The following is a 25,214-nucleotide window of genomic DNA, read 5'->3' on the forward strand; positions in this document are numbered from 1 at the left end:
AAATCTATTTATACCCTTTTAGCTGAAAAAGCACTATGCTAGATAGGCATATAATCACACCTGCGATATAGCCTAGCACGCAAAAATATCCAAAATCCATAAGCAAAATAATCCCAACGGCAAGCACCAAATACGCAAGCACACGATATAGCCCAAATGATAGCTGAATGCCTAGTATGAAGCGAGAAATGGGGCTAGATTTTTGCTCCTGTGAGTCATCATCATCTTGTTTTGTTTTGTGTTGATTTTGCATATTTTCAAGTTGTTTTTCATCATTATTAGCGATAGTGTCTTGGTGTTTTTTTAGTCTAGCTTTCATCGCATAAAATGAGCTAAGCACCACCAAAAACGCGCTAACTTGCGCCATAAAAAAACTTAACCCATAGCCAAAATCTAGCACAAAATACACGCCAAAAGCTATGGCTACATTTATGCCTATAAGCGTAAAAAGGCATTTAAAACAGGGTTTTAGATTCTGCTTTGTTAGGGGTTGTGTGGTGGAATCTTTATCTTGCGTTTGATTTTGTGAGTGATTTTGCGTTTGATTTTGTTTGGACATTTTTATCCTTTTTGTTAGTTTGCGTTTTTAGCATTTTGTGTGAAATCTGTGTGCAAATATCATATAAAATGTGTTTTAGACTCTTTGGGGAATTTTAGCGCAAAATTTTTATTATTACTAGATTTTAGTATAATGCCAAGTCTTGTATTAAAAGTTTTATATCAAAGATTTTAAAGTTTGATTTCACAAGCAAAATCTAACCCAATGCTAACAAAAAACAATGTGGCAAGCAATGTATGCGATTTTATGAAAGGCTAGCGATGCGATATTATCTCTTTCGGTTTCTTATTTTGCCAATTATGTCTTGCTTATCTTTTGTGCTTATTACCCCTTGCTATGCAGAGCCTAGCACCGCGACAGAATCAAATATCGTAGAGATTATGCAAAAGCTACAATATGATAGCGATTTGATACAAAAAGGTTTTAGTCTAAATCGATTTGAGCTAGTCAAAGAGGGGATTACACGGCATAAAGTAGATTTTGACTCGCTTAGGAAGTTTAATATCGAAGTATTTTTAAGTAAAAACAATCTAAATTACGCCCCGATTATTTATTCATTTATCAACAACATCGTAGAAGAGCGCGTAAGCCTAGAGTATTTTCTAAGCAAAAATCAAAAAATGAAGGCTTATGAGTCGTTTCAAAAAATCAACCATCGCTGTATGCAGTGCCACGCACTCACTCGCGGGTGGAAATGACAAAATCTAAAAATCCAAAACAAGTAAAAAAACAAAAGCAAAAAGTAAAAAGAAGTGAGACAAAAAAATGGTGGAGTCGTGGGGAGTTGAACCCCAGTCCAAAACCTACCTCCAAATCAAGAGACTCTACATACTTTCCAAAGGTTTTCATCTCTTGTGTGGCTAAACCTTGAAATCCTCACACAATAGCTTTATAAAATCTTTGCTTAAAATCCTAAAGCAAAATCTTAAGCGCAACTAGCAAAAGTTACGATTGACACCTAGCACGCTAGCAAACTAAGGCAATCGGCTCGAAAAAGATAAAGCTTACGCGACTTTTGCGTAGGCTGGAGCGAATTTTGTGTTGTTTGCGTTTATTGCAAGTGGGAGTTTTACAGCTGTCCCGCGCTGGTATGCACTCAAGGGAAGCAAATCCTGTCGAATCCAAGTCGACCCCAAAATCAAATGACAAACGCCATAAGATAAGAAAAAGAAAAAACACAAATCGCCAAAATCTACCAATGCTTTAGATTCTCATAAATCTTTGCAGAAATGATGCAAAATCCAAAAACAAGTATTTTGTGATTTGAAAGCGTGGATTTTAGCACTGCTTGTATAAAATCTAGCTTAAATTTCACATTTATAAACATAAAAATGCGCAAAAATCAACGCACCACGCACATAATTTTCACGCAAATCTTACTGCCCAGACATATATCCTCGTATTTCAAAATGCTCCGCCTTGCAATCCTCGTTATTTACGCCCTCCACAAGTGTTTTTAAATGTTTGCGAATAGTATCTGCCTCCGCCTTGCAATAAAATGCAAAATCGCTAAAATCCTCAAACACAAAACTACTCTCTTTTGCACAGGATTTTTTCTCATCATTATCTTTGATAAAATCCACATTTTCCATAGCGCAATAAACCTCATCTTTGTAATGCGTAAGCAAGTAGCTAATAATTTCTCTTGCGACATTTTTGTAAGTTTTTACTTTTTTGACTTCACCACTTGGCAACACTAGTTCGGTAGGACGCAAATAAGTCCAGCTAGATTTTAGTGTGTGAGTCTCTTGCTTTGTGCGAAATCTATGCGGAATATCGGTAAAAATCTCTAAAAATTTCTTACACAAATTCTCGCTTCTTAATTTTATCGCTTCCAAATCAAAGCAATCTAGCGCGCTAAAATAAGCATTTAAAACTAGTGAGCTAGATTCGCTTAAAAACTGCATTTTGCTTGCAGGAGAATCATCGATTTTTTTGTGGGTTTTTTTGCCCTTTTCGATAAGTGTTAGATTGCCAAAAGTATGGACATAGACTTGGAGTATTTGACTTTTGGTTTCATCACTTAGATTTTCTAGCCAATTTTGCGTTGGGATTTGCGGGAAAACATATTCAATGTCTAAATTATCCATTGATGGCGTTGTCTCATTGCTAGCGCACTCAATCTGCCACAAAATAAATAGCAAAATCTCTTTTAGCCCGCTTGCTTTTAGCTCGCCAAATTTTGATTCTACTTCAGTATCTGTGGGAGCGCGCTCTGCGCCACTCATAAAGCCTAGATATTTTGCCACAGATTCTAGGCTTATGTGATAGGGTGGATTTTGCGGCGGTGCTTGAAAGTCATTGTGCGTATTTGCACTCATTGTTTTTAGATAGTTATTTGCTTCACATAGCACTTTATGTGAGGCAGACGCTTGTAGCGAACAGATATTTCTACGCACAAGATATGAGAGAATCACATTTAAGATTTTTTCAAAATCATCAATATCTAGTTTTTGTGCGTGAAAATCATCAAGCAAAATCATCAAAAATGGATAGCTTAGGCTAAATCCTAATTTTTGAAACACTCTTAGTTTGTGATATAGCATATCGATTTTGTGTGATGGGACATTATAGGGATTTGCTAGAAAATGCCTAGATTCGCTAAATATTAGCACAGCATAATTTTGTGAAAATTTCAGCATATCTTGCATCATAGATTCTCTATCGTTGTCAAATTCAATCTTGCTTAATCTTTTAAATGTCTCATAGATTTCTATTTCATCTTTTTTGATATTAGCCCCAAAATATATGCGCAAATATTGCAAGATAAAGCTTGCTACATATTTTTCTTCTTTTAGATTAGATTCTATTTTTTCCCAATATGTTTCAAATAAATATTTCTGCTTCTCATAGCCTTCCCCCATCATCAAAAAATTGCGTATCAAATCCACTCCATTCAAATGCAAGCCTGTGGCGTTAATAGATTCAAATACGACTTGCGGGTCGTTTTCTTTATCGCTACCTTCTAGCTCGATAGTTACGATATTTAGCCGCATAAATGCGTTATATATTTGTTCTATGGTAAGCCCATCTCTTAAGGCTTGTTTTATTTTGCGCACAAAGATTTTGTAATTCTCAATAACATTAGAAATGCCATTAAATTCATTTTGTCTCTCATAAATCGTAAGTAAAAATGCCCTCCTGTCTTTTTCTATCGGCTTTAAGCGCAACCTCGCTTCTTCAAAATATTCGCCCCCCCCCCCCCATCGAAGCAGATTTTGCGCCAGAAAAATTTAAAAATGTCTCAATACTTGCGCGGATAGAATCGTTATTTAGTGCTTCTTTGTGCAATGCTTTTAGAAAAAGTGTGAGTGAGGTGATTCTTTGTTGTCCATCGATGATGACAAATTCTTGTCCTAGTCCATCTTGATGCCAAATATAAGTAAGTGTGCCTAGATAATGCTTTTTTTGTGGCGTTTTGGTTAGCTCCACCATATCATCAAATAATTTTTCACAATGTTTTTTAGCCCACGAATAATTGCGCTGATACACGGGGATAACAAAAGAGGTTAATTGCCTTGATAAAAAATCACTCACGCTTATTTCTGATGCTTTCATTATGCAAACTCCTAGTTTTAGATTTGATAGCTTATTGTAACCAAATTAGCCGATATTTTCACTCTTTTTTGCTACACTTTTGATTCTGCAAACTTACACAATTATCAAAATCCAAACAACACCAAAAATCTAAACTTACTTCATAATGCTTAAGGACGCGTAAAATGGCAGATTCTAGGCTATTTTTATTTACTTCTGTGCTAATTGGCATAGGCGTGGTGATGAGCTACTCACTATCAAGCTATCCCGTGCTAGCATATCATTATAGTGAGTTGCATTTCGTGCAAAGGGAGTTTGCAAGCGCGGTAATGGGAATCTTGCTTATGTGGGCATTAGCACAATGCAAGCCAAACAAATATTTTTTAAAATTTGGATTTTTGCTGTTTTTTGTGTCGTTTTTTTTGATGATTGTTATGCCATTTTTGCCAGAGAGTATGGCGACTTCTGCGGGTGGAGCGAAGCGGTGGATTCGCCTGCCTCTTATTTCGATTGCACCTAGTGAGTTTTTTAAAATCGGTTTTGTGTTTTTTTTGGCGTGGAGCTTTTCGCGCAAATTTGCTACAAATCAAAGACGCAATATTTTCCAAGAGATTTTAGTGATTTTGCCCTATATCGCAGTGTTTATCATTATCGTAATGGTGCTAGCGGTAATGCAAAATGACTTAGGGCAAGTAGTCTTGCTAGCCATAACGCTCACAACGATGCTAATTGCTGCGGGGGGAAGCTCGGGGCTTTTTGGGGTTTTGTTGCTAGTGAGTGGTGGGCTAGCTAGCGTGTTTATCGCCACTTCAGAGCATAGGATAGAGCGACTAAAATCGTGGTATGCAAACGCGCAAGATTTTATCTTACCTCTTATGCCTAGTCGCTTTGCAGAATATTTGCGAGTCGAAAATCTACCCGAACCATACCAAATCTACCACGCCACAAATGCCCTATATAATGGCGGAATCTTTGGCACAGGGCTTGGCAATGGAATCATAAAGCTAGGCTTTTTAAGCGAAGTGCATACTGATATGGTGCTAGCAGGCATAGGCGAAGAGCTAGGGCTAGTGGGCTTAAGCGTGTGCGTGCTATTTATCATTTACATTGTTTATCGCATACTAAAAATCGCAAACCGCGTCCAAGACAATGTGCATTATCTTTTTTGTGTGGGGATTGCTATGCTTATCGGGCTTAGTTTTCTTATAAATGCGCTTGGTGTAGCGGGGCTTATCCCGCTTAAAGGCATTGCTGTGCCTTTTCTTAGCTATGGTGGTAGCTCTATGCTTGCAAATTGCCTTGCGATAGGACTTGTGCTAAGCATATCTCAAGTAGCACAATACCAAAAAAACTAGCCAAAAAAACGCGCAAAATCTAACGCAAAATCTATCTAGCAAATGCAGCTTGCCCATAAACTTGAAAAAAACGATATTTTTGCCATTGTAGCACCCACTGCTAGTGGCAAAAGCACCCTAGCAATCAACCTAGCCGAAAAATTAAACGCAAATATTTTTTCCTTTGATTCGCTTAGTATTTATAAATACATTTCTATCGCTTCGGCAAAACCTAGCCCAAGCAATCTAGCTAAAATCAAACATTACGGCGTAAATGAGCTAGAGCCAGATAAGCATTGCAATGCGGGGGTGTTTATGGATATATTTACTCGTGCTTTGCAGGAAAGTAGAAATGCAAAAAAAATCCTTATTTGCGTGGGGGGGAGTGGATTTTATCTGCATAGCATTATGCAGGGGCTATCTAAAAATCCTATAAAATCTAGCGCGGATTTTAGCCCAAAATCTAATTTGACAAAATCTAGTTTGGATTTTAATGCAGATTTTAGTCTGCAAAATAGCCAATTTAACGCAAAAATCTCTAGCCTAAAAAATCCATATAAATTCTTAGAATCCATCGATAGCATTTCAGCAAAAAATATCCACCCAAATGACACATATAGAATCCAAAAATTGCTAAGCATTTATTATGCTAGCGGGATTGTGCCTAGCGAATATTTTAAAACCCACAAAAAAACGCCTCTTTTTTCTAATATCCCAATCTATATCATAGACACGCCAAAAGAAATGCTAAATGAGCGCATACAAACCCGCACAAATGCAATGCTAAAACAGGGGCTAGTAGATGAAGCAAAATGGCTTTTGCAAAAATATGGCAGAGAAATCCAGCCATTTAAGGCGATTGGGCTAAAAGAATGCTTGATAGATTTTCAAAACAATGTCGATTTAAGCAAGCCTAAAAATATAGAAAATCTATGCGAGCAAATCGCCACCCACACGCGCCAGCTTGCTAAACGACAGCGCACTTTTAATCGCTCTAAATTTAGCAATGCTACTTGCCTACCATATAATGAGCTAGAAGCAAAAATCTTAAAGGATTTTGGCTAGATTTTGCAAATTTTGCGTAGCTTTTGTGGGCGATTTGATTTAGTCTATTTAGATAAAGTATGCTAAATTTTTGTTACAATATTATTGCAAGACAACGCGTTAAATTTAGAAAATAAGGGATAAAAATGCCAAAAACAGAATTTGATTTAGATTCTTCGCTATTGCTAGATATGCCGAAAATGGTGCGTGTGATTTTGCTAAATGATGACTACACAGAAATGGATTTTGTAGTGGCTATCTTGCAAAATATTTATGCAAAAAGCCACGATGAAGCACTAGCCTTAACGCTAGAAATCCATAAGCAAGGCAAGGCAATCTGTGGAATCTATCCTTATGACATAGGCGAAATCAAAGTCCAAGAAACCATAAGAGTTGCCAAAGAAGCGCAATTTCCACTAAAAGCATATACAGAATCTATTGAATAGATTTTTTTAGTAGATTTTGCCTTGTGTGGCGGGGTGTGGTGAGTTTTTAAGCGCAAAAACCGCATCTCAAATTGCCGTATTTTTTAATCCAACTCTCAAAACATAAAATCCAAAAAAAGAGAATCAAATGCCATTTTCAACCCCTCCTTTTAGACAACAGCCCATTTTTACTGATACGCTTAGCGAGATTATTGATTATTCTGTGCGCGTAGCGCGAGAATTGCACCACGAATATCTAACCATTGAGCATATTTTTTTGGGGCTTATCGTGCATAAAAAAAGCAAAGAGTTTTTAGAATCCTGCGGGGCAAACACTGCCCAGCTTGAATCCCACATAAAAGAATATCTCACCAAATACATTCCAAGCAATGAAAAAATATCCCTGCCAAAACAAACCCCAGCATTAGGACGCGTGCTATCTCAAATGGTGCGCCACGCCGATACTTCAGGGGCTAGCGTGGTAGAGTTTTGGGATTTTTTAGCGTTTGCATTTGAGGAGCGAGATAGCTATTGTGCGAGGTTGTTAAAAAGCCTGCAAGTTAGTAGGTTAGATATTTTAGAAAATATCCCAAGCATTAGTGATTTTGAATTGCAAAAAAATGAGCTAGGGCAAAGTCAAACACAAGGCGCAAGGCTAGATTCTAGTAGAAATTTTGGCTCAAATTTTAGTCAAAAAAACAAGACAAAAAGTGCGCTTGAAGGGTTTTCAAAAAACCTAAACGCCCTAGCAAAGCAGGGAAAAATCGACCCGCTTATCGGGCGAGATAGCGAGATAGAGCGCATTTGTGAGATTTTGTGTAGGCGCAAAAAAAATAACCCAATCTTACTAGGAGAACCCGGCGTTGGCAAAACCGCCATTGTCGAGGGGCTAGCCCTAGCCATAGTCCAAAACAAAGTCCCAAAAAAATTGCAAGATTGCGTAATTTACGCGCTTGATTTGGGTGCGCTTGTCGCGGGGAGCAAGTATCGAGGGGATTTTGAAAAACGACTAAAATCAATCATAATCGAGCTAGAAGAACAAAAAAATGTCATTGTTTTTATTGATGAGATTCACACGCTTGTGGGCGCGGGTGCTACTTCAAGTAGCAGTATGGACGCCTCAAACCTGCTAAAGCCAGCACTTGCAAATGGAAATATTCGCTGCATTGGGGCTAGCACTTTTAGCGAGTATAAAACAAGTATTGACAAAGATAAAGCATTATCGCGTAGATTTTGCGCTATTGATATAAAAGAGCCGAGTTTAGATTCTTGCTTAGCGATTTTGAAATCATTACAACCGCTTTATGAGGATTTTCACGAAATAAAATATGATGATGAAGCCGTGCAAGCCTGCTTAGAGCTAGCAAATCGATATATACACGATAAGTTTTTGCCAGATAAAGCTATTGATTTGCTAGATGAAGTAGGTGCGACATTTTCGCTAAACAATGCCACACTAAATGGGCTACAAAGCAAGCAAAATCACAATACTAAACATTCTAAAATCCAAAATTATAGTATTGTCAATCTAGCAGATTCTACACCAACGCAATCTACAAACCCCAAAAATCCTAAATCAAAATCCAAAACCACCCAAACTATCATCACCAAAAAAGATGTCGAAGAGGTGCTAAGCAAGACTTATCATATCCCAAAATCACAAGTAAATGCTGATGAACGAAACGCCCTAAAAACCCTTGATAAACGACTAAAAAATCGTATCTATGCCCAAGATGAAGCCATAGATAAAGTAGTGCGCTCTATCAAAATCGCTAAGGCAAATCTAAAAGAGCCAAACCACCCCATAGGCAGTTTTTTATTTAGCGGTCCTAGTGGCGTAGGCAAGACAGAGCTAGCAAAAGAGTTAGCTTCGCATTTGGGAATGGCATTTGTGCGATTTGATATGAGCGAGTATAGTCAAGCCCATAGTGTCGCCACACTCATTGGCGCACCTGCGGGCTATGTGGGGTATGAAAATGGCGGAATCTTAGTGGATAAAATCCGCAAAAACCCTCACTGCGTGCTTGTCCTAGATGAAATCGAAAAAGCACACAGTGATATTTATAACATTTTATTACAAGTAATGGATAATGCCACACTTACCGATAATATGGGCAATGTCGCACGATTTAACAACGCTATTTTGATTCTCACTTCAAACGCGGGTAGTAAGGAAGGCAATGCCATTGGCTTTGGTGCGGATAATTCTGCTCGTATAAGTGGTGCGCTAAAAGATATTTTTAGTCCAGAGTTTCGTGGCAGGCTTGATGGAGCGATTCATTTTAATCCGCTAAGCAAAGCAGAATTTAAAAAAATCGCGCAAAAAATTATCAGCGATATGAACCATTCGCTAGAAAAAAGAGGCATAAAAATCAAACTAGATTCTAGCGCGCTAAATCGTCTAAGTGCTAGCAGTGGGGAGAGTGCGCTAGGTGCTAGAGAGATAAAAAAGCTAGTTGATAGCGAGATAAAATCCACACTAAGCGAAATCATCATAAATGGCAAGCTAGATAAAGGGGGCGAAGTGCTCGTTAGCTTTGCAAAAGATAAATTTGTGCTTTGCCTTGCTTAAATTCATTGCAAAATCAATTTATTGCAAAATCAAATAAAATTTATAAAAATCTAAAATCATTTTGCAATACATTTGCTACCAAAAACTATCAAACAAATAAGCTTAAGATTCTAATTGCAAGCGCAAAAGCGCAAATAAAAGCTCAAATGTATCAAACCCATCACTTTGCATAAAATGCCCTCCTTTTGGTTCTCCTACAAAAGTCGCTTCTATGTTTTGGGCTAGATTTTTGCTAAATTCATAAGGGACGATTTCATCATCTTGTGCGCTAATAACTATGCGATTTTTAACCCTCGTAATAATATTTGCAAAATCTAAATCCCCCTTAGCAAAGCTATCAAGCTCGGGGAGTGAGGGCAAAGGATTGCAAAAACCTGATACAAGCAAAATGCCACCGATTTTTGGATTTTGTTTGTCTTGCTTTAGCGTGTGTATATAGCGCAATGTGCTAATCGTGCCAAGAGAGTGTGCGACAAAAAAAGTATCTTTGTTTGGCATTCCAACATTATGTTTTATACATTCTATCCATTCTTCTAATATCGGTTTTTGGGGGGTTGGCATAGAGAGAATCTCTACGCTTGCTCCTAGATTTTCCACCTGTTGTTTTAGCCATACAAACCAATGCTTGCGCGGATGCGCATCAAATCCGTGAATGATAAAAACTCGTTTGTTTGCGTTGCTAAGTGTTGGCGTCATTTTTATTACTCTTTTAGGGTTGTGGATTTTGTGTGTTAGATTTTGATAGCGTTTTAGGATTTTGATTTGCGTCGAGGTGCTGGCTAGGTTGTGGATTTTGGCTATCTATGATAGATTTTGTTACTTCTTTAGATTCCCCCTTAAAATCCTCTATATTTAGCACTTGTTTTATGACTTTTACTTCTTTGCTTATTTGGGCAGTGGCTGTGATTTGGTTTAGCAAAATATAGATATTTATCATCAGTAGCACGACTGCTATCATACCGATAAATATGACGATTTTCATCGCTTTTTTAGCGATATTTAAGGCTTGATCATTTGGTGTATTCATCACATTCCTTTTAAATTGCATATTTTGATTTATTTGTAGCGTTTATTTTAACTTTGACAATCAACAAGCCACAATTCTACCAAAATCCCACCACAAAATCACAAAGCCCACAAAGCCTTTGTGTGAAAATCTTGTTTTATCTATTTGCAAGTTATAATTTATTTCCCCCCTCATTTTTTGCTCCAATTTCCCCTCCATTTTTTGCCAACATATTACACGCAAAATCTTGCAGGCAAAATCTTGCAAGCCCTATATTGTTGGCATTATTCTACTTCGGCATCTATGACATCATCATCTTTGCCTTTTTTGTTAGCATTTGCACCGCCTGCGCTATCTTGATTTTTGCCATCTTTTGCATACATCGCTTCAGCTAGCTTATGGCTTGCCTCTGTGAGGGTTTTTACCTTTTCATCGATTTGCTCTTTTGTAGCATTTTCATCTTTTAGCGTGGTTTTTAGCTCCTCTAGCGCAGAATTTATCTTTTCTACATCGCTAGATTCTAGCTTGTCTTTCATTTCTGTTAGCGTTTTTTCCGTTTGATACACTAGCGAATCCGCCATATTGCGCGATTCTATCGCGCCTTTGCGTTTGGCGTCTTCTTCTTTGTGTAGCTCGGCATCTTTTACCATTTTTTCGATTTCACTATCACTAAGCCCGCTTGAGCCTGTGATTTTGACTTCTTGAGATTTGCCACTTGCTTTGTCTTTTGCACTCACGGTTAAAATCCCATTTGCATCAATATCAAATGTTACTTCAATTTGAGGCACACCGCGTGGGGCAGGCGGGATTCCTTGCAAATCAAAATTCCCTAGCAGTTTATTATCTTTTGCTAGCTCGCGCTCGCCTTGAAGCACGCGTATGGTTACGGCTGGTTGGTTATCCTCAGCCGTAGAGAAAGTTTGAGTTTTTTTGGTAGGGATTGTCGCGCCTCTATCGATTACTTTTGTCATCACGCCACCAAGTGTCTCAATTCCCAACGACAACGGCGTTACATCAAGCAACAGCACATCTTTGACATCGCCCTTTAGCACGCCACCTTGTATCGCTGCACCCACAGCCACGACTTCATCGGGATTGACCGATTTGTTTAGCTCTTTGCCGATGAAGTCTTTTACGCGCTCTTGGACTTTTGGGATTCTCGTGCTTCCGCCCACCATTACCACTTCGCTTATATCGCTTTTACTTAGCCCCGCATCTTTAATCACAGAATCAATCTTTGTGATTGTTTCATCGATTAAATCCTCAATAAGGCTTTCAAACTTCGCACGCGTGAGTTTTTTGACAAAGTGCTTTGGACCGCTCGCATCTGCGGTGATAAATGGCAGGTTGATTTCACTCTCTTGCGCGCTTGAGAGTTCTTTTTTGGCATTTTCAGCCGCATCTTTTAGCCTTTGGAGTGCCATCACATCGGCTTTTATGTCGATTCCACTCTCATCTTTAAATTCGCTCGCTGCCCAATCGATTATGCGGTTATCAAAGTCATCACCTCCCAAAAACGCATCTCCACCTGTGGCAAGCACTTCTACGACATTATCGCCTGTTTCTAGCACCGTAACATCAAATGTCCCGCCGCCCAAGTCATACACCATTATTTTTTCGCTCTCTTTTTTATCTAGCCCATAGGCAAGCGCAGCTGAAGTGGGTTCATTTATGATTCTAAGCACATTTAGCCCCGCAATCGTGCCTGCCTCTTTTGTCGCCTTTCGTTGAGAATCGTTAAAATACGCTGGCACCGTGATTACCGCTTCACTCACGCTCTCGCCGAGATAGCTTTCTGCGTCCTCTTTAATCTTCATCAGAATCTTCGCGCTAATCTCTTGAGGCGTGTAGGTTTTATCCGCGATTTCTACCGCGCACGCGCCATTTCTATCGACTATCTTATAAGGAAGTCGCTTCTGTGCCTCTTTTGCCTTGTCCTCATTTAGCATAAGCCCCATAATGCGCTTAATGGAGTAAATCGTCTTTTGAGGATTGGTTACAGCCTGCCTTTTGGCTGGCTCGCCTACCAAAATCTCGCCCTTATCGGTAAATGCCACGATTGAAGGCGTAGTGTTTTTGCCCTCTTTGTTAGCGATGATTTTTGCCTCTGTGCCTTCATATACCGCCATTGCGGAGTTTGTAGTCCCTAAGTCTATTCCAATTACTTTTGCCATTTGTTATCCTTTGTGTTGGTTTTTGTTTTTAGTTTTTGACTAATGCCACCATCGCTGGTCGCAAAGTCCGCTCTTTATAAGTGTAGCCCTTTTGCAAAACTTGTGCGATGTCGCCATCGTTTAGTTCTGCATTTTGCACCTGCATAATACATTCGTGCAAATTCGGGTCAAACTCACCGCTTGTGCCAATCTCCTCTATGCCGTGCTTTTGCAGGGCTTTTAGGAGATTTTCTTGCGTGAGATTGATACCCTCCAAAATCGCATTATGCTCTTTTGCTGCCTCCTTTGCCCGCTCAAGCGTATCAACAATCGGCAACAAATCTTTAGCGATTTTTTCATACGCGTATTCAAGGGCTTGATTTTTTTCGCGCTCTAGCCGTTTTTTGACATTTTCAAAATCCGCGTGAGCGCGTAAATATTTGTCTTTCCATTCATTTACTTGGGCTTGAAATCCGCTAGGATTTTCGCCTTCCTTTTCGCTAGATTTACTAGAATCTAGTTCATTTTCATCTAACTCATTTTGACTAGATTCTTGCGTGCAATCTTTGCTTGTTTCATTTAGATTGTCTTGCGTTTCATCTTGCGTATTGTTAGCAGATTCTAGGCTAGATTCTGCTTCTTTAATGTTTTGATTTTCTGCTTGATTTGGTGTATCTGTCGCATCTGCAAGACTAGAATCTTTACTCATTTTTACTCCTTTGTGTTGGGATAAAGCGCGTTTGTGATGATTCTCAAAGTTTTTTACTTCACGCGCTTTTTTCTAATGCCTCATAAAAGCCCTCATAATCTTTTGTTAGCTTGCCAATACAAAGCATTTTTGCTTCGCTATCCTCGCCGTTTTTTAGATAAGTGGCGTTATGTGCTAGCACCATATATTCGCTTTTTTCAGGAAAAAATACCGCGTTTTCAAGCCTGCTAAACATTTCGCCATTTAAGATTTCAAGCGCGATTTGTGGCTGTGAGCTAACTAGCTCGCCCAAATACTCTAGCCCAAAAAATTTCGGCGCACTCTGCAAGCTACAAAGCGCGTTATAAAGGCTTGTCGCACAGACTTCTTTAGCGATTTTTATGATGTCTTCTAGCTCCATACCTTGCAATTCCTTACAAAAACGAGACATATTTGCCACAAGCGGAATCGCCACCCTATCTTTGCTAAAGCATAGCACAAGCGTTTGTGCCTCATCTAGCTCAATGACTTGAAGCAATTTTTGGCTAAAATTTTGCGCTACATTTGGCTTTATCACACAAGATAGCGCGAAAATCTTGCAACTAGATTCTAGCTTGCTAGAATCTAGCGTTGGGTGCAAATCTTTGGGGCTAAGTTTTTTGCGCCAATAATCTTTTAGCGCGCAAATCGTAGGCACTCTCCCCGAGCTAATGTGGGTTTGGACAATCACACCCTCCTGCCCCAAAATCTTAAAATAATTGCGAATCGTAGCAGAAGAGATATTCACACCAAGCGAGACTTTTAGCGTCTCTGAGCCGATAGGCTCTTGATATTTGATATATTGCCGAATCATCTCATTAAGCAAAAATTCTTTTTTTTGCATTTGCTAGTCCTCACAATCAATCTATGGAAATTTACAAAAAAAAACGAAAAAGGCTTGCTAAAGCTATTTTGTCTTTAGCGATGAGAATCTTAGCCTAAAAAAGTAAATAAAATTAGCATTTAAGCAAAAAGATTGCTAAAAATTATAAAATATGAGTGTATTACTATAAACTTTACTTAGTATATTTATTTAGATTTTCTTATGTAGATACTAGCAAACTTATGATAAATCACGCTTTTTTTGTTTTTTCAAACTTTGTCATTTTTTTGGGCTTGTGATTCTTTTTGTTACAATCGCTTTTTGTTTATTACGCTTTTTTTGCATTGTGTTTTGCTTTGTGGTAAGGATATAGTAGCTATAAGATTATGTTTATCTTTCAAATCACTTAAAAGATAGATTCTATGCTTTCCTCATCATTTGCTTTTATCTTTGCATTTTTGCTAATCGTGTGGATAGTGTTTTGCGCGCTAAAAAGTGGTAGATTTGTAAGAATCTATCATCGATTTTATGCTAGATTATGATAAATTCTTGTTAGTTTATTGTTAGATTTTGTGATAGATTTTGCCATATCTTTTTTTGCAAATACAAGCAAATCTAGCCACCAAACAATCAACAATTACAAAATTGCTAAAATCTTTTTGATTGCTTCATCGCTATTTTTCTACGCATTTTAGAAAATAGCATACTTGCCTATTTTGCTTATTTTAATCACTGCAAATCACGCTTTAGCAAAAGCGATTTTGCGCTTTTAGTATTGCACGATTTAACGCTAAAATGGGGATAACTTATACACACTAGATTCTAGCCCATCAAAAAACTACTTATGAATCCACACAAAGATATTTTTCTAAACGCTCAATATGACAAAGCAAAAGTCTCCAAATTTCCCACTCCCACTGCGGAGGATTTTGCTTTTTTGTTTCCCCTATATTGCGGAGTCGCAAATTTCTTATTCCCCTCTCCCCTCTCTCAGCACGAGTGTGGCTAGTGGGTGGATTTCTTTAGATTCTGCTTCCGCCATTGCGAACGAATGCTAGTTAAGCGTGGCACAAGCCCACAACTACAAAGTAGCGATTTTAGCGCATAAGCGCAAGTGGGTGCAGTTGCTAAAGCAAAATCTATATCTACAAGGCGACAATCGCGCTTTTAATAAGCCTAACAAAATAGATTGCCAAGATTTTGCTACGCAAAATCTCGCAATGAAAAAATGACAAAAAACAGTGAATTTGGATTGCCACGATTCTAGCCCTTTTGACAAAAGCCTAGAATCCCGCAATGACAGCAATACTTTTAGACTAAAGATTGCACAAACCCTCGCAATGAGAACAGCAAATGACAACAGCATTTGTATAGCTCATGCCCTAAGCCCAAAGTGTCCTTGCAAGTCGCAAAGTAAGCTACAAAGCAAATGCCAACAATAGCACAAACCACATAAGTCAAAATCTAAAACGCATACCGCAAATCTAAAAATACTTCCCTACCCTTTGCGTAAAGGTAGCTATTGCCGATAGTTGGGTCGCTAGCATCGGAGTTGTAGTAGGAAAAATATAGCGTATCAAATACATTTCGCACGCCCAAAGTCGCGCTAAAATCACCAAAGCGCATATCAAATCCCAAATCTGTCAAGCTATATGCGTTGATATTTCCGCCTACAATATCTTTTTGCCTCCCAATAAAAGAATTTTGCGTCCAGATTCCAAAATTGCGCGTAATGTCGTAGTTTATGCCAATGGTAGCTTTGTAGTTTGAAGTATATGGGATTTTTTGTCCATTCATCGAGCGAGTGGCAGTATCGGTAGCAAAAGTGCCTTTTAAGATTCTCGCATCGACATAGGTAAAACTCTCACTAAAACGCAAGGATTGATTAAAAAATTCTTGTTTTGAGAAAATCTCTACGCCCGTTCTTTGTGTTAAATCATAGTTGCGGTAGCCAAATCCGCTTAAGCCAGAATGCGCGCTTCCGTAGTTATATAGCTCATTTTGCGTCAGGGTATAAAACACCGAGCCAGAGAGAAATACGAATTTGCCAATTTGGGCTTTGCTTCCCACTTCAAAAGTATGGTATTCCTCACTTTTGACATTAGAATCTACATAGATAGAATTCGCTACGCCTGTCAAAGTATCGGGGTTTGGAGAGCGAAATCCTTTTTCATATTTAGCATAGACATTGCCTTGTTCTTGTGTGCCAAATTTATAATTGCTCGCAAGCTCTAAAGCGTAGTTTGAAATATTGTTTTTTATGGCTTTATCGGGACGCCTCGTGTTGTAAGTTGGCGTGGGGCTTGCGGGGTAAGTATTTCTTACTGTTACATTGGCTTGACCTTGTTGCATAGTTATAAGCATACCTTGATTATTAGAATATCGCCTTTTGCCTGTGTAGTTAGCATTTTCATACCTTGCACCAAAGGTTAATGAAAATCTTTTTGTAATATCAAATTTTTCAATGGCATAAATAGAATTTGTCCATTTATTTGCAATGATAGGCGTGTGCAAATAATGATTCATAGAAACTAATGTCATTGTTGGCATTGTTGGCATTGCCATATTGACATTTGGCAAATCATAATGCAACGACAAAAATCGCTCGCCAATATTATAGATAGAATCAAATCCAACGATTAGCAAGCCTTTATAGTGCTTATAGTCATAGCGCAGATTTAGCCCGATTTTTTCATCGATAAAATAAGAGCCACTTTGAGAAAAATCCTCCACCCACATACTTGCATTGCCACGCGCATACCAAACATCTTGCAAATTTGTTGTGTATTTGTTTTTTAGGTAGTGAAAAAATGCTTTTGCTTGAAATTTATGATTCTCTGCAAACTTTGCGTCATAGACTATGCTTGTATCGATTCTATCTTGCTTAGTTTTTATTAGCCCCTCGCCACTATTGTATCGCTTGGATTTATCAGGCGAATTATCCACACTGCTAGGTTGCCCAACTTGCGTCCCGATAGCAAAAAGCAAATTTGGCGAAGTCGTAATATACCCGCTAAAATAGCTAGCCTCTATCCCTAGTGAGTGATTTTGGGTAATATCCCACGATAGATTCCCTCCCACATTATAGGCATTGCTTTTATCCCCCACACGGTAGCCACTTTTGTGTAAAAATCGCCCGCTAATCCCATAATAAAGCCCTTTTGTGATTTTGCCAGCAAGACGCATATCCGCATTTATCTCACCATATAGCCCCTTATACTTGCTTCCCCACGCTTGCGGCACACCTAAGTAGCTTATCCCCACGCTTGGAGAAAAACTCTCATATCGTCTTTTTGTGATGATATTTATCACGCCTCCACGCGTGCCATTTCCATACATCACAGCCCCGCCACCGGGCAAGACTTCTATGCGCTCAATATCGCTTGGCGCAATGGTATTTATCGGCGTAACGCCGTGGCTAGAATCTAACATATTTTGATTTATGCCATTTAGCAGGACTTGGACATTGACATTGCTAGCACTGCCCTGCCCGCGCAAATCTAGGTTTGTCCCTAGCCCTATCGAATTGCGCGTGATAAATGGGATATAGCTAAAAATCTCCTCCGTAGTCTTAAAGCCTTTTTGCTCTATGGTGTCTTTGTCGATGATATAGACATTTCGATTTAGCTCATCGATTTTGGATTCAAATCCTTTGGCACTAGCCGTGATTGTGCCTAAGTCTTGCGCTTGCAAAGAATCATAGTATTTTGCGTTATTTAGATTTTGATTTTGACTAGAATCTGTTTGACTAGATTCTGTTTGAGTAGAAAACATTGCAAGGCGTTGATTTTGTGTGGTTTGATTTTGTTGATTTTGTAGATTTTGGGTTGGTGGATTTTTTTGCGTGGTTTGTTGGGTTTGCAGATTTTGCAGATTTTGAGTTTTTAGATTTTTTTGTTTGGTTTGTGGATTTTGCATATTTTCTTTCATCAAATCTTGCGCAAAATCTTTAGCTAAATTTTTATCAAAATCGTTAGCAAAATTTTTAGTTAAGTTTTTATCAAAATCTTTAGTTAAGTTTTTATCAAAATCCTGTGGCATTTGTGCGAGTGCTAGAGAGCCAATGCATAACACACTAGCCATACTTAATTTAATTGTAGATTTTCCTTGTTTAGATTTTGCAAGCTGTGTGCGTTGTGGTTTTGCAAATTGTGATTTTAGAAGCCGTGATTTTAGAATCTGTGCTTGCTTTGCATTTGAATGCTTAGAGTTTAGTGCTTCGCGCCTTTTACTCTCTCTCTCTCTCTCGTTTTTGCTATGCTAGATTTTAGTAGATTTTGAGTGGCGTTGTGCGTTGCGTATCGCAAAGCAGTGGTGTTTAGAGCTATATTTTGCAAGGCATTGTTTATGTTTGTTTTCATTTTTTGTCCTTTTTTGTTTGGTTTTTGGAAGTTTTTTATAATCCTAAAGATTTTAAGAATCGCTTTAGAAATTATAAAATGCGCGGATTATAAAAAATTTTTGCTTAAATAAAAATTAACAACAAATCGCATAATTATCATAAATAAACAAATAATGAGAAAAATTCACAAAAAAGCACGCAAATCGTGGCATTGCAAGAATTTTAAATTTTTTGAAAAATTTTTGAAAAAATTTTAGAGATTTTCTAAAAAAACTTTTTGGAGTTTTTTTAGAGGGTTTTGGAAAGTTTTTTTGGTAAATGTTTTGCAAGATTTTTGTAAGTGTTTTATAGAAAGATTTTGCTTTGTTGTAGTTTGTTTGCAAAAAGTTTTTGTGATTTTTTGGTTGGCAAAATCTAAGATTTTATCAATCTACCAACCGCATTTAAATCATAAAATCACGCTCCACATTAAAATCATATTTGCAAATCCATTTTTTGCAAAATCAAAAAAACTACACCGTAAGCGTTTCGATAATTTTTAAATCAAACCCGCCAAGTGCGGCAAATTCGCGTTTGTTGCTACTGATGAGTTTAAACTCGCTTATGTCTAGTTTTTTTAGTATTTGTGCGCCAATTCCAAAGTTTTTCATCAAATCCGTGCGCGTAGAAGTATCATTGACAAACACAAGATACCCGCCCTCTTTTTGTAGCTTTTTCACGCATTTTAGCAAGAAGTCAAATCGCTTAGCGTTTTGGAGTAGCTCAAAATCTGTGCGTATGGTGTGAAGCCTCACAAGCGGCGTGCTTGGAGTGCCAAATCTAAACGCATAATGCTCCCTATCTAAATGGTCTTTTAGCGTGATTTTTTCGCACTCACTTGATAAAAATTCACTATTTTCACGCGAAGTTATGCTAAGTAGATTCTCGGTTTGCAAACGATAAGCGATTAAATCAGAGACATAGAGAATCTTTAGATTATGTTCCTTGCTAAAATCGCTCAAAAACTTATCCCCTCTTGTCGCCATTGTGCCATCTTCTTTCATTATTTCACAGATGATTGCTATGGGTTTTACCCCCGCTAATTTGCATAAATCTACCCCCGCTTCAGTATGCCCCGTGCGCACTAGCACGCCTCCGTCTTTTGCGATGAGTGGAAAAATATGCCCCGGACGGACAAAATCGCTAGGTTTGGCATTTGAAGCGCACATAAGGCTAATCGTCATATCCCTCTCATAAGCTGAAATCCCCGTCTTTGCCTCCCTAGCGTCAATAGACACCGTAAAAGCCGTCTCGTGATTGCTATCATTTTTTGCCACCATAAGCGGTAAATCAAGTTGCGTGGCTATCTCTTGGGTAACGCACACGCAGATAAGTCCGCGCGCTTTGCTAGCCATAAAATTTACTTTTTGTGGCGAGCTAAAGATTCCAGCCATTACCAAATCCCCCTCATTTTCCCTATCCTCATCGTCCATTACGATTACCATTTCGCCATTTTTGATTGCTTCGATTGCGTTTTCTACGCGTGTCAAATATTCCACAATGCAGTCCTTAAAATGTAAAATTTGGGCGTATTATACTTTAAAAGTATTGACAAAAACCATAAAGTTTTATAGAATACCGACTTTGCTTTATAGCTTTGTTGGCTTAAGTTTTTTGAAATTTATTGGGGTATCGCCAAGTGGTAAGGCAGCTGGTTTTGGTCCAGCCATTCCGAGGTTCGAATCCTTGTACCCCAGCCACTTTTTAGATTCTCTCTTTTTATCTTTTTTTGCGTTATCTTTTTCGCAATTTATCGCAGTTTTATCGCGGGGTAGAGCAGTCCGGTAGCTCGTTGGGCTCATAACCCAAAGGTCGATGGTTCAAATCCATCTCCCGCAACCAACATTCTACTTTTTTACTTCAATCCTACTTCTTTTTTACTTTTTTACTCCAAATGTTAGGGAATCCAAAATCAAACATTCTACTTTTGTTTTAAAAATCTTTTTTAATATTTAATCCGTTTTAATTCTTTCGCAAAATATGCAAATACTCAATGGTGGATTCTTGCTTGTAGTTGCGCGTAGAATCTGCTTTAAAGCGTTGATAGATTTTGCTAACGCACTCATACTTGCCATATTTGCTAAAAAGTCTTGCGATTTGCCCTAATCCCAAAATCCCCTCATCGTTGTAGCTTAAAAAAATCCATTCAAAATCCGCGTTTTTGATAAGATTTTCAAGCGCGTCTAACGCACTGCCCTTTTTGCAAAAATCACTTTTTGCATATTCGCGAAGTCCTGTCTTGCCCTGCGGGGCAAAATCATCATACAAAGCGATTGTGTTTAGCAAATGATAGTTTGCGCCGTATTCACGGGCATTATAAGGCGGGTCAAGGTAGAGAATATCACCTGAAATTTTGGCAATCAAATCACTCGCATTTTCATTAAAAACCTCGTGCGAATTATCGTTAATCTCGTCATTTGCGCCCTTAAATTCCATAGTCTTAAGCGCGGATTTTTTAAGATTTTTTAGAAACGCACCATAGACTGAAGCGACATTTGCGACTTTATCGGCGGATTCTAGCAGTGAAGCGAGCAAAAAATAATACGCGTTAGAATCTATGGCGTTTTGTTGCTTTAAATTCTCAATCTGCGTGCGAATCGCATCGATTTTCATCGCATTAGAATCGCTAAAATATAGCCTTTGGTGTGCCTTGCCTTGCGTCCCACCAAGTGAATAATGCTGATAAATTTTACCTTTAATGCCTTGCAGGTTGTTGAGATTTGCCACAAGCGCGTCTAGATTTTGTATCGGCGTGTGGTTTGCTATGTAGTTTTTATTCAAAACAAAGCTATAAAATTCCCTGTCATTTGCGATGACTTTGCGCACCTTGCGCTTAAACGCCCTGCCAATCGCCCCTGTCCCAGCAAACAAATCACAAAACACACATTCGCGCAGTGGCTTAGATTTTTCCACTTTTTGCGCGATCGTATCCACAATAAAGCCACTTAACCTTAATTTAGAGCCTATGTAGTTCATTTGGATTGTTAAACCCTAAACTCAAATGCCTCTATACTACTATTCTTGTGGTTTGGATTTATATGATGTTTTGTAGTATTGAATTTATCTATTAGATAACCTATTTGTTTTCCATTTCTGCTGCCATCTCGAAAAGCTGGATGTCCATTTTTGGCTGGATATTCTGGTATCTTTTTTCTAATTTCTGCAGTAGTTATGATTTTAGATTCACCTTTTTTTAATTTATCCAAACCAAACACTTTTTCAATTTTTTGTCCCATTGCTTTGCCAACTATTTTTTTGTTTTTCATATTTTTGCCCTCAAATGTTCTTGCTTTCCAAATATTCCTCATAAGTTCCGCGAAAGTCGATGATTTTGGCAGGCAAGCTCGTTCCGTTAGAATCAAACTGCGGGACTAGCTCGATTATGCGATTTGAGTATGCGTCAATCAACTCTCTATCGTGGCTTACGCAAATCACATTCCCGCTAAATTTATACAACGCCTCGCCAAGCGCGATGATAGACTCCAAATCCAAGTGATTTGTAGGCTCATCTAACACTAAAAAATTCCCGCCCTCAAGCATTAGCCTGCTTAGCACCATTCGGTGTTTTTCGCCACCGCTTAGGCGATTTACCTGCTTTTCTTGCTCTTCGCCGCTAAAAAGCATTCTGCCTAGCGCATTGCGGATTTCGCCCGCTTCCTTGCGCTTATCAAATGCCCTTAGCCACTCAAAGAGCGTTTCTTCGCCCTTTATTTCCTCGCTTACATTTTGTGGGAAATAGCCTCGCTGTGTAGTCGCGCCCCATTTCACAAATCCGCTATCTGGATTCAAGACTTCGACAAGGATTTGCAACAAAGTGCTTTTCCCCACGCCATTTGGTCCAATCACTGCGATTTTATCGTTTGGCAAAATCTTTAGCGAAACATTTTCTAGCACCTTTTTATCGCCATAAGATTTGCTGATATTCTCGCATTCTAGAGCTTCATTGCCAATGGTGCGATTTGGCTTAAACACTATGCTAGGGTCGCGCCGTGAGCTAACCTTTAATGCGCTAATATCTAGCTTTTCTAATTGTTTTTGGCGCGAAGTGGCTTGCTTTGCCTTACTCGCATTTGCGCTAAATCGGGCGATAAAGTTTTCTAATTCCTCTTTTTCTTTGAGCTTTTTATTGCGCTCGGCTTCTTGCTGTTTAGCAATTAAGGTGCTTGCGATATACCAATCATCATAATTCCCGCTAAACTCGCGCACGCCTCCAAAATCCATATCCAAAATATGCGTGCAGATAGAATTTAAAAAATGCCTATCGTGGCTAATCACCACGATTACGCCCTCATAATGCTTTAAGTTGTTTTCCAACCACGCGATTGATGGCAAATCAAGGTTGTTTGTAGGCTCATCAAGCAATAAGATTTCAGGCTTTGGAAACAGCACTTGTGCAAGCAAAATCTTAAATTTATCCCCGCCTGTAAGGCTACTCATAAGGTTTTGATGGCTTTTGGCGGGGAATCCCAAATCCTCCAAAATCCGCTCAATCACCACTTCGCACTCATAAGTAGGGTCTTCCTCCGCGCAAATTATCTCCAAATCGCCTAACTCGTTATTTACCTTTTCATCGCTTAAATCGCCATTTTCATAGAGCCATTCTTTGCGCTTGATTGCGTCATAGAGGCGTTTATTGCCGATAAGCACGGCATCTTTTAGGCTTAGATTTTCATAGGCGTATTGGTCTTGTTTGAGCACGCCAAGCCTTGCATTTGGAGCGATTACCACTTCACCACTTGTGGCTTCGTCCTCGCCTGATAGGATTTTTAGAAGCGTAGATTTTCCCGCGCCATTTGCGCCGATAAGCCCGTAGCGTTTGCCACAATCTAAACTTAAATTCACATTTTCAAAGAGTTTTTTGGTGGGGTAACGCATTGAGAGATTGATTGTTTGGAGCATTTTTTGTCCTTTTTTTGTGGGTTTTAGGTGGCGTATTTAAATTTTGTTGCAAAAATCAAAAGCCGTATTTTACGCTATTTTTGTGTAATTTTTAGATTTTGCTTAAAAATTTATGCTTTTTTGCGTGCCAAAATATAGATTGAATGATAAGTGATATTCCCTCCAAATCGCGCTTGATACGCCTTTAGCAGTGATTTGTTTAGCGTATTTTTGTGCGTGCTTAGCGCATTTGCACCGCTTTTTTGCAAATGCCTAAACACCTCAAGGCTTGTGCCAAAATCTAGCGTTTGCACCTCATCTTTCAAATCCAACACTTCGCACGCATTCTCTAGCGTAGTTTTTATCTCATCTGCGCTAGCATATCGCAGGGAAATACTCGCTATATTGGCTAGCTCGCATAGATTTTGCCCCCCAAATGTGCTAAGCAATAAAATCCCATTTGGTTTTAGCATTATGCTAAGAAGTCGCAAAATCCTATGCGTATCTAGCCATTGCAAGCACGCATTTGAGGCGATTAAATCAAATTTTTGTGCAAAAATTTTATGCGTTTCTAGCTCATTCATATCAAAAATTTCTATGCTATCAAAGTGCGGATTCTTATCCAAATCTTTATGCAAAAATGGTGGATTTATATCATTTATGGCGTATGTTTTGTATTTGATATTTGCTTGCAAAATCTCGCTAAACTCGCCATTTCCTACGCCAAATTCAAATACATTCTCAAAATATGTTTGCCCATATTTTTTTAGCATTTTTATTAGTGCGGAGCGCATTTGCTTTTGGATAATGGCATTTTCTTTGTAAGTGCGCCTTGCTTTTGCAAAAGATTTTGCCACTTTGTCTGTGTTGATTTGATTCATCGCAATGTGATTTATTGATAGAATTTATGCTTGCAGGATTTTAGTCCAATTTTTAAAGCCTAAAAATGCAAAATGTGGTGCGTTTGTATAGATAGTTTTTGTATGGATTTTATGAGGATTTTGCGCGTAAAATTTTTCACACGCATTTGTGGGGAAAACCTTATCATCGCGTGAAATGATTGCTTTATCCCATAAAAATTTTTGTGCAAAATTTTGCGCAAGATTTTGCAAATAAGACTTATAAAAATCTAGCAAAGATTCTAGCTCATTTTTCAGGTTGCGTGGCAGTAAAAAATTATGCGTAAAATCCGCTAAATCAAAATCCATTTTTGCGTGTGAAATATCAAAATCTTTGCTTGAAAAAAGTGCTTTTTTAAACGCATTGCAATCAATATGTTTTGCCGTGTAAGCAAAGATTTTATACGGGATTCCATAGGTATTATCTATGCCGATATTTGTGCCATTTATGGCGATTTTTTGCGCGAATATATTATCTAAATCATACTCAAAATCTGCGTTATGATTTTTTGCAAAATCACTTAACAAAATAGACGCGATAAAAACTCCCATAGACCAAGCGATAAGATAGACTTTTTTGTAGGTTTTGCTCTTTTTTAGTAGCTCTTTTATTTGTGCTTTACACTCGCTAAAATCGCTATAATCATAGCACATCAAAAAATCAAAATCCCCTCTCAAATCTACACCAAAATCCGTGCTAAAATCCGCGTCAAAATCGTGCGTATTTTTAGGATTTTTTCTAGCAAAATCTTGCGCTTGAAATAAAAAATCAAAATGACTAGGCAGGCTAGCAAAACCACTAAAAAATATGATTAGATTTTCGCGTGGTTTAAGAGTGCTTTTTTGTGTAAAAACTTTCATTTTATCCCTTTAAAT

Annotated in this window: 26 protein-coding genes, 2 tRNA genes and 1 other RNA gene; 10 read left to right on the forward strand and 19 right to left on the reverse strand. The window is 38.4% G+C overall.

The window, feature by feature from the left end:
• Window positions 1-4: 4 nt before the first annotated feature.
• A complete protein-coding gene (locus tag ACWIX0_RS08720) occupies window positions 5-559 on the reverse strand; it encodes a hypothetical protein (protein WP_454173633.1) in 555 nt (184 codons plus the stop codon).
• Between the two features lie 260 nt (window positions 560-819).
• Between ACWIX0_RS08720 and ACWIX0_RS08725 the strand changes: the two genes are divergently transcribed.
• A complete protein-coding gene (locus ACWIX0_RS08725) occupies window positions 820-1,257 on the forward strand; it encodes a hypothetical protein (RefSeq protein ID WP_454173634.1) in 438 nt (145 codons plus the stop codon).
• 68 nt (window positions 1,258-1,325) lie between these two features.
• Here the strand turns inward: ACWIX0_RS08725 and ssrA are convergent.
• From ssrA to ACWIX0_RS08745, 4 genes are all read right to left on the reverse strand, one after another.
• Window positions 1,326-1,693: a transfer-messenger RNA gene (gene ssrA, locus ACWIX0_RS08730) on the reverse strand.
• A 58-nt stretch (window positions 1,694-1,751) separates the two neighbouring features.
• On the reverse strand, window positions 1,752-1,886 hold the full coding sequence (locus ACWIX0_RS08735; RefSeq protein ID WP_454173635.1) for a hypothetical protein: 135 nt from the start codon (window positions 1,884-1,886) through the stop codon (window positions 1,752-1,754).
• 49 nt (window positions 1,887-1,935) lie between these two features.
• Window positions 1,936-3,729: an HNH endonuclease family protein gene (locus ACWIX0_RS08740; protein ID WP_454173636.1), complete on the reverse strand. Its 1,794-nt coding sequence runs from the start codon at window positions 3,727-3,729 to the stop codon at window positions 1,936-1,938.
• Window positions 3,730-3,739: 10 nt separating this feature from the next.
• The gene (locus tag ACWIX0_RS08745; protein ID WP_454173637.1) at window positions 3,740-4,117 is read right to left on the reverse strand and encodes a DUF262 domain-containing protein; all 378 of its coding nucleotides are present in this window, start codon (window positions 4,115-4,117) and stop codon (window positions 3,740-3,742) included.
• 164 nt (window positions 4,118-4,281) lie between these two features.
• Between ACWIX0_RS08745 and ACWIX0_RS08750 the strand changes: the two genes are divergently transcribed.
• From ACWIX0_RS08750 to ACWIX0_RS08765, 4 genes are all read left to right on the forward strand, one after another.
• On the forward strand, window positions 4,282-5,451 hold the full coding sequence (locus tag ACWIX0_RS08750; protein ID WP_454173638.1) for an FtsW/RodA/SpoVE family cell cycle protein: 1,170 nt from the start codon (window positions 4,282-4,284) through the stop codon (window positions 5,449-5,451).
• A 42-nt stretch (window positions 5,452-5,493) separates the two neighbouring features.
• Window positions 5,494-6,495 (forward strand): tRNA (adenosine(37)-N6)-dimethylallyltransferase MiaA, encoded by a 1,002-nt coding sequence (gene miaA / locus ACWIX0_RS08755; protein WP_454173639.1) that lies wholly within the window; start codon window positions 5,494-5,496, stop codon window positions 6,493-6,495.
• Window positions 6,496-6,620: 125 nt separating this feature from the next.
• Window positions 6,621-6,920 (forward strand): ATP-dependent Clp protease adaptor ClpS, encoded by a 300-nt coding sequence (locus tag ACWIX0_RS08760; RefSeq protein WP_454173640.1) that lies wholly within the window; start codon window positions 6,621-6,623, stop codon window positions 6,918-6,920.
• A gap of 127 nt (window positions 6,921-7,047) precedes the next feature.
• Window positions 7,048-9,471, forward strand: coding sequence for an AAA family ATPase (locus tag ACWIX0_RS08765; protein ID WP_454173641.1), 2,424 nt, complete (start codon window positions 7,048-7,050; stop codon window positions 9,469-9,471).
• A gap of 102 nt (window positions 9,472-9,573) precedes the next feature.
• Here the strand turns inward: ACWIX0_RS08765 and ACWIX0_RS08770 are convergent, their stop codons facing one another.
• From ACWIX0_RS08770 to ACWIX0_RS08795, 6 genes are all read right to left on the reverse strand, one after another.
• Window positions 9,574-10,167, reverse strand: a complete 594-nt coding sequence (locus ACWIX0_RS08770) for an RBBP9/YdeN family alpha/beta hydrolase (RefSeq protein ID WP_454173642.1) — start codon at window positions 10,165-10,167, stop codon at window positions 9,574-9,576.
• 13 nt (window positions 10,168-10,180) lie between these two features.
• Window positions 10,181-10,498, reverse strand: a complete 318-nt coding sequence (locus ACWIX0_RS08775) for a DUF5408 family protein (protein WP_454173643.1) — start codon at window positions 10,496-10,498, stop codon at window positions 10,181-10,183.
• A 60-nt stretch (window positions 10,499-10,558) separates the two neighbouring features.
• Window positions 10,559-10,684 (reverse strand): hypothetical protein, encoded by a 126-nt coding sequence (locus tag ACWIX0_RS08780; protein WP_454173644.1) that lies wholly within the window; start codon window positions 10,682-10,684, stop codon window positions 10,559-10,561.
• Between the two features lie 77 nt (window positions 10,685-10,761).
• The gene (dnaK, locus tag ACWIX0_RS08785; RefSeq protein WP_454173645.1) at window positions 10,762-12,651 is read right to left on the reverse strand and encodes a molecular chaperone DnaK; all 1,890 of its coding nucleotides are present in this window, start codon (window positions 12,649-12,651) and stop codon (window positions 10,762-10,764) included.
• A 28-nt stretch (window positions 12,652-12,679) separates the two neighbouring features.
• The gene (gene grpE, locus ACWIX0_RS08790; protein ID WP_454173646.1) at window positions 12,680-13,339 is read right to left on the reverse strand and encodes a nucleotide exchange factor GrpE; all 660 of its coding nucleotides are present in this window, start codon (window positions 13,337-13,339) and stop codon (window positions 12,680-12,682) included.
• A 58-nt stretch (window positions 13,340-13,397) separates the two neighbouring features.
• Window positions 13,398-14,201, reverse strand: coding sequence for a hypothetical protein (locus tag ACWIX0_RS08795; protein ID WP_454173647.1), 804 nt, complete (start codon window positions 14,199-14,201; stop codon window positions 13,398-13,400).
• Between the two features lie 860 nt (window positions 14,202-15,061).
• Between ACWIX0_RS08795 and ACWIX0_RS08800 the strand changes: the two genes are divergently transcribed.
• From ACWIX0_RS08800 to ACWIX0_RS08810, 3 genes are read left to right on the forward strand one after another with little or no spacing between them, the layout of a single operon-like run.
• On the forward strand, window positions 15,062-15,238 hold the full coding sequence (locus tag ACWIX0_RS08800) for a hypothetical protein (protein ID WP_454173648.1): 177 nt from the start codon (window positions 15,062-15,064) through the stop codon (window positions 15,236-15,238).
• 6 nt (window positions 15,239-15,244) lie between these two features.
• The gene (locus ACWIX0_RS08805; protein ID WP_454173649.1) at window positions 15,245-15,412 is read left to right on the forward strand and encodes a hypothetical protein; all 168 of its coding nucleotides are present in this window, start codon (window positions 15,245-15,247) and stop codon (window positions 15,410-15,412) included.
• 9 nt (window positions 15,413-15,421) lie between these two features.
• Entirely contained in the window at window positions 15,422-15,622 is a 201-nt protein-coding gene (locus ACWIX0_RS08810; protein WP_454173650.1) for a hypothetical protein, read from the forward strand.
• Between the two features lie 22 nt (window positions 15,623-15,644).
• Here the strand turns inward: ACWIX0_RS08810 and ACWIX0_RS08815 are convergent, their stop codons facing one another.
• The 3 genes from ACWIX0_RS08815 to ACWIX0_RS08825 all read right to left on the reverse strand — a co-directional run bounded on the left by ACWIX0_RS08815 (window position 15,645) and on the right by ACWIX0_RS08825 (window position 20,060).
• Window positions 15,645-18,263: a TonB-dependent receptor gene (locus ACWIX0_RS08815; RefSeq protein WP_454173651.1), complete on the reverse strand. Its 2,619-nt coding sequence runs from the start codon at window positions 18,261-18,263 to the stop codon at window positions 15,645-15,647.
• Window positions 18,264-18,391: 128 nt separating this feature from the next.
• Window positions 18,392-18,541 (reverse strand): hypothetical protein, encoded by a 150-nt coding sequence (locus tag ACWIX0_RS08820; protein WP_454173652.1) that lies wholly within the window; start codon window positions 18,539-18,541, stop codon window positions 18,392-18,394.
• A 493-nt stretch (window positions 18,542-19,034) separates the two neighbouring features.
• Complete coding sequence (locus ACWIX0_RS08825; RefSeq protein WP_454173653.1) at window positions 19,035-20,060, reverse strand: bifunctional 3,4-dihydroxy-2-butanone 4-phosphate synthase/GTP cyclohydrolase II; 1,026 nt, start codon at window positions 20,058-20,060, stop codon at window positions 19,035-19,037.
• Window positions 20,061-20,186: 126 nt separating this feature from the next.
• On the opposite strand from ACWIX0_RS08825, the gene ACWIX0_RS08830 reads away from it, so the two are divergent.
• Window positions 20,187-20,261, forward strand: a tRNA-Gln gene (locus ACWIX0_RS08830).
• 65 nt (window positions 20,262-20,326) lie between these two features.
• A tRNA-Met gene (locus tag ACWIX0_RS08835) sits at window positions 20,327-20,403 on the forward strand.
• A gap of 120 nt (window positions 20,404-20,523) precedes the next feature.
• On the opposite strand, the gene ACWIX0_RS08840 is transcribed toward ACWIX0_RS08835, so the two are convergent.
• The 5 genes from ACWIX0_RS08840 to ACWIX0_RS08860 form a co-directional block, all read right to left on the reverse strand.
• Complete coding sequence (locus ACWIX0_RS08840) at window positions 20,524-21,537, reverse strand: DNA adenine methylase (RefSeq protein WP_454173654.1); 1,014 nt, start codon at window positions 21,535-21,537, stop codon at window positions 20,524-20,526.
• An 8-nt stretch (window positions 21,538-21,545) separates the two neighbouring features.
• Window positions 21,546-21,827 (reverse strand): heme ABC transporter substrate-binding protein, encoded by a 282-nt coding sequence (locus ACWIX0_RS08845; protein WP_454173655.1) that lies wholly within the window; start codon window positions 21,825-21,827, stop codon window positions 21,546-21,548.
• A gap of 10 nt (window positions 21,828-21,837) precedes the next feature.
• Window positions 21,838-23,460, reverse strand: coding sequence for an ABC-F family ATP-binding cassette domain-containing protein (locus tag ACWIX0_RS08850; RefSeq protein WP_454173656.1), 1,623 nt, complete (start codon window positions 23,458-23,460; stop codon window positions 21,838-21,840).
• Window positions 23,461-23,570: 110 nt separating this feature from the next.
• Window positions 23,571-24,320: a methyltransferase domain-containing protein gene (locus ACWIX0_RS08855; RefSeq protein WP_454173657.1), complete on the reverse strand. Its 750-nt coding sequence runs from the start codon at window positions 24,318-24,320 to the stop codon at window positions 23,571-23,573.
• 24 nt (window positions 24,321-24,344) lie between these two features.
• Window positions 24,345-25,199 (reverse strand): pimeloyl-ACP methyl esterase BioG family protein, encoded by an 855-nt coding sequence (locus ACWIX0_RS08860; RefSeq protein WP_454173658.1) that lies wholly within the window; start codon window positions 25,197-25,199, stop codon window positions 24,345-24,347.
• Window positions 25,200-25,214: the final 15 nt, after the last annotated feature.

This window comes from Helicobacter sp. T3_23-1059, from assembly GCF_053654515.1.

What these genes read in the sequence shown, in the direction of transcription:
- ACWIX0_RS08735 (WP_454173635.1), bottom strand. Translation starts at nt 1,886, where the DNA reads ATGTTTATAAATGTGAAATTTAAGCTAGATTTTATACAAGCAGTGCTA.
- ACWIX0_RS08760 (WP_454173640.1), top strand. Translation starts at nt 6,621, where the DNA reads ATGCCAAAAACAGAATTTGATTTAGATTCTTCGCTATTGCTAGATATG.
- ACWIX0_RS08720 (WP_454173633.1), bottom strand. Translation starts at nt 559, where the DNA reads ATGTCCAAACAAAATCAAACGCAAAATCACTCACAAAATCAAACGCAA.
- ACWIX0_RS08725 (WP_454173634.1), top strand. Translation starts at nt 820, where the DNA reads ATGCGATATTATCTCTTTCGGTTTCTTATTTTGCCAATTATGTCTTGC.
- ACWIX0_RS08750 (WP_454173638.1), top strand. Translation starts at nt 4,282, where the DNA reads ATGGCAGATTCTAGGCTATTTTTATTTACTTCTGTGCTAATTGGCATA.
- dnaK (WP_454173645.1), bottom strand. Translation starts at nt 12,651, where the DNA reads ATGGCAAAAGTAATTGGAATAGACTTAGGGACTACAAACTCCGCAATG.
- ACWIX0_RS08820 (WP_454173652.1), bottom strand. Translation starts at nt 18,541, where the DNA reads ATGAAAACAAACATAAACAATGCCTTGCAAAATATAGCTCTAAACACC.
- ACWIX0_RS08815 (WP_454173651.1), bottom strand. Translation starts at nt 18,263, where the DNA reads ATGGCTAGTGTGTTATGCATTGGCTCTCTAGCACTCGCACAAATGCCA.
- ACWIX0_RS08795 (WP_454173647.1), bottom strand. Translation starts at nt 14,201, where the DNA reads ATGCAAAAAAAAGAATTTTTGCTTAATGAGATGATTCGGCAATATATC.
- ACWIX0_RS08850 (WP_454173656.1), bottom strand. Translation starts at nt 23,460, where the DNA reads ATGCTCCAAACAATCAATCTCTCAATGCGTTACCCCACCAAAAAACTC.
- grpE (WP_454173646.1), bottom strand. Translation starts at nt 13,339, where the DNA reads ATGAGTAAAGATTCTAGTCTTGCAGATGCGACAGATACACCAAATCAA.
- ACWIX0_RS08745 (WP_454173637.1), bottom strand. Translation starts at nt 4,117, where the DNA reads ATGAAAGCATCAGAAATAAGCGTGAGTGATTTTTTATCAAGGCAATTA.
- ACWIX0_RS08765 (WP_454173641.1), top strand. Translation starts at nt 7,048, where the DNA reads ATGCCATTTTCAACCCCTCCTTTTAGACAACAGCCCATTTTTACTGAT.
- ACWIX0_RS08770 (WP_454173642.1), bottom strand. Translation starts at nt 10,167, where the DNA reads ATGACGCCAACACTTAGCAACGCAAACAAACGAGTTTTTATCATTCAC.
- ACWIX0_RS08840 (WP_454173654.1), bottom strand. Translation starts at nt 21,537, where the DNA reads ATGAACTACATAGGCTCTAAATTAAGGTTAAGTGGCTTTATTGTGGAT.
- ACWIX0_RS08860 (WP_454173658.1), bottom strand. Translation starts at nt 25,199, where the DNA reads ATGAAAGTTTTTACACAAAAAAGCACTCTTAAACCACGCGAAAATCTA.
- miaA (WP_454173639.1), top strand. Translation starts at nt 5,494, where the DNA reads ATGCAGCTTGCCCATAAACTTGAAAAAAACGATATTTTTGCCATTGTA.
- ACWIX0_RS08845 (WP_454173655.1), bottom strand. Translation starts at nt 21,827, where the DNA reads ATGAAAAACAAAAAAATAGTTGGCAAAGCAATGGGACAAAAAATTGAA.
- ACWIX0_RS08775 (WP_454173643.1), bottom strand. Translation starts at nt 10,498, where the DNA reads ATGAATACACCAAATGATCAAGCCTTAAATATCGCTAAAAAAGCGATG.
- ACWIX0_RS08800 (WP_454173648.1), top strand. Translation starts at nt 15,062, where the DNA reads ATGACAAAGCAAAAGTCTCCAAATTTCCCACTCCCACTGCGGAGGATT.
- ACWIX0_RS08855 (WP_454173657.1), bottom strand. Translation starts at nt 24,320, where the DNA reads ATGAATCAAATCAACACAGACAAAGTGGCAAAATCTTTTGCAAAAGCA.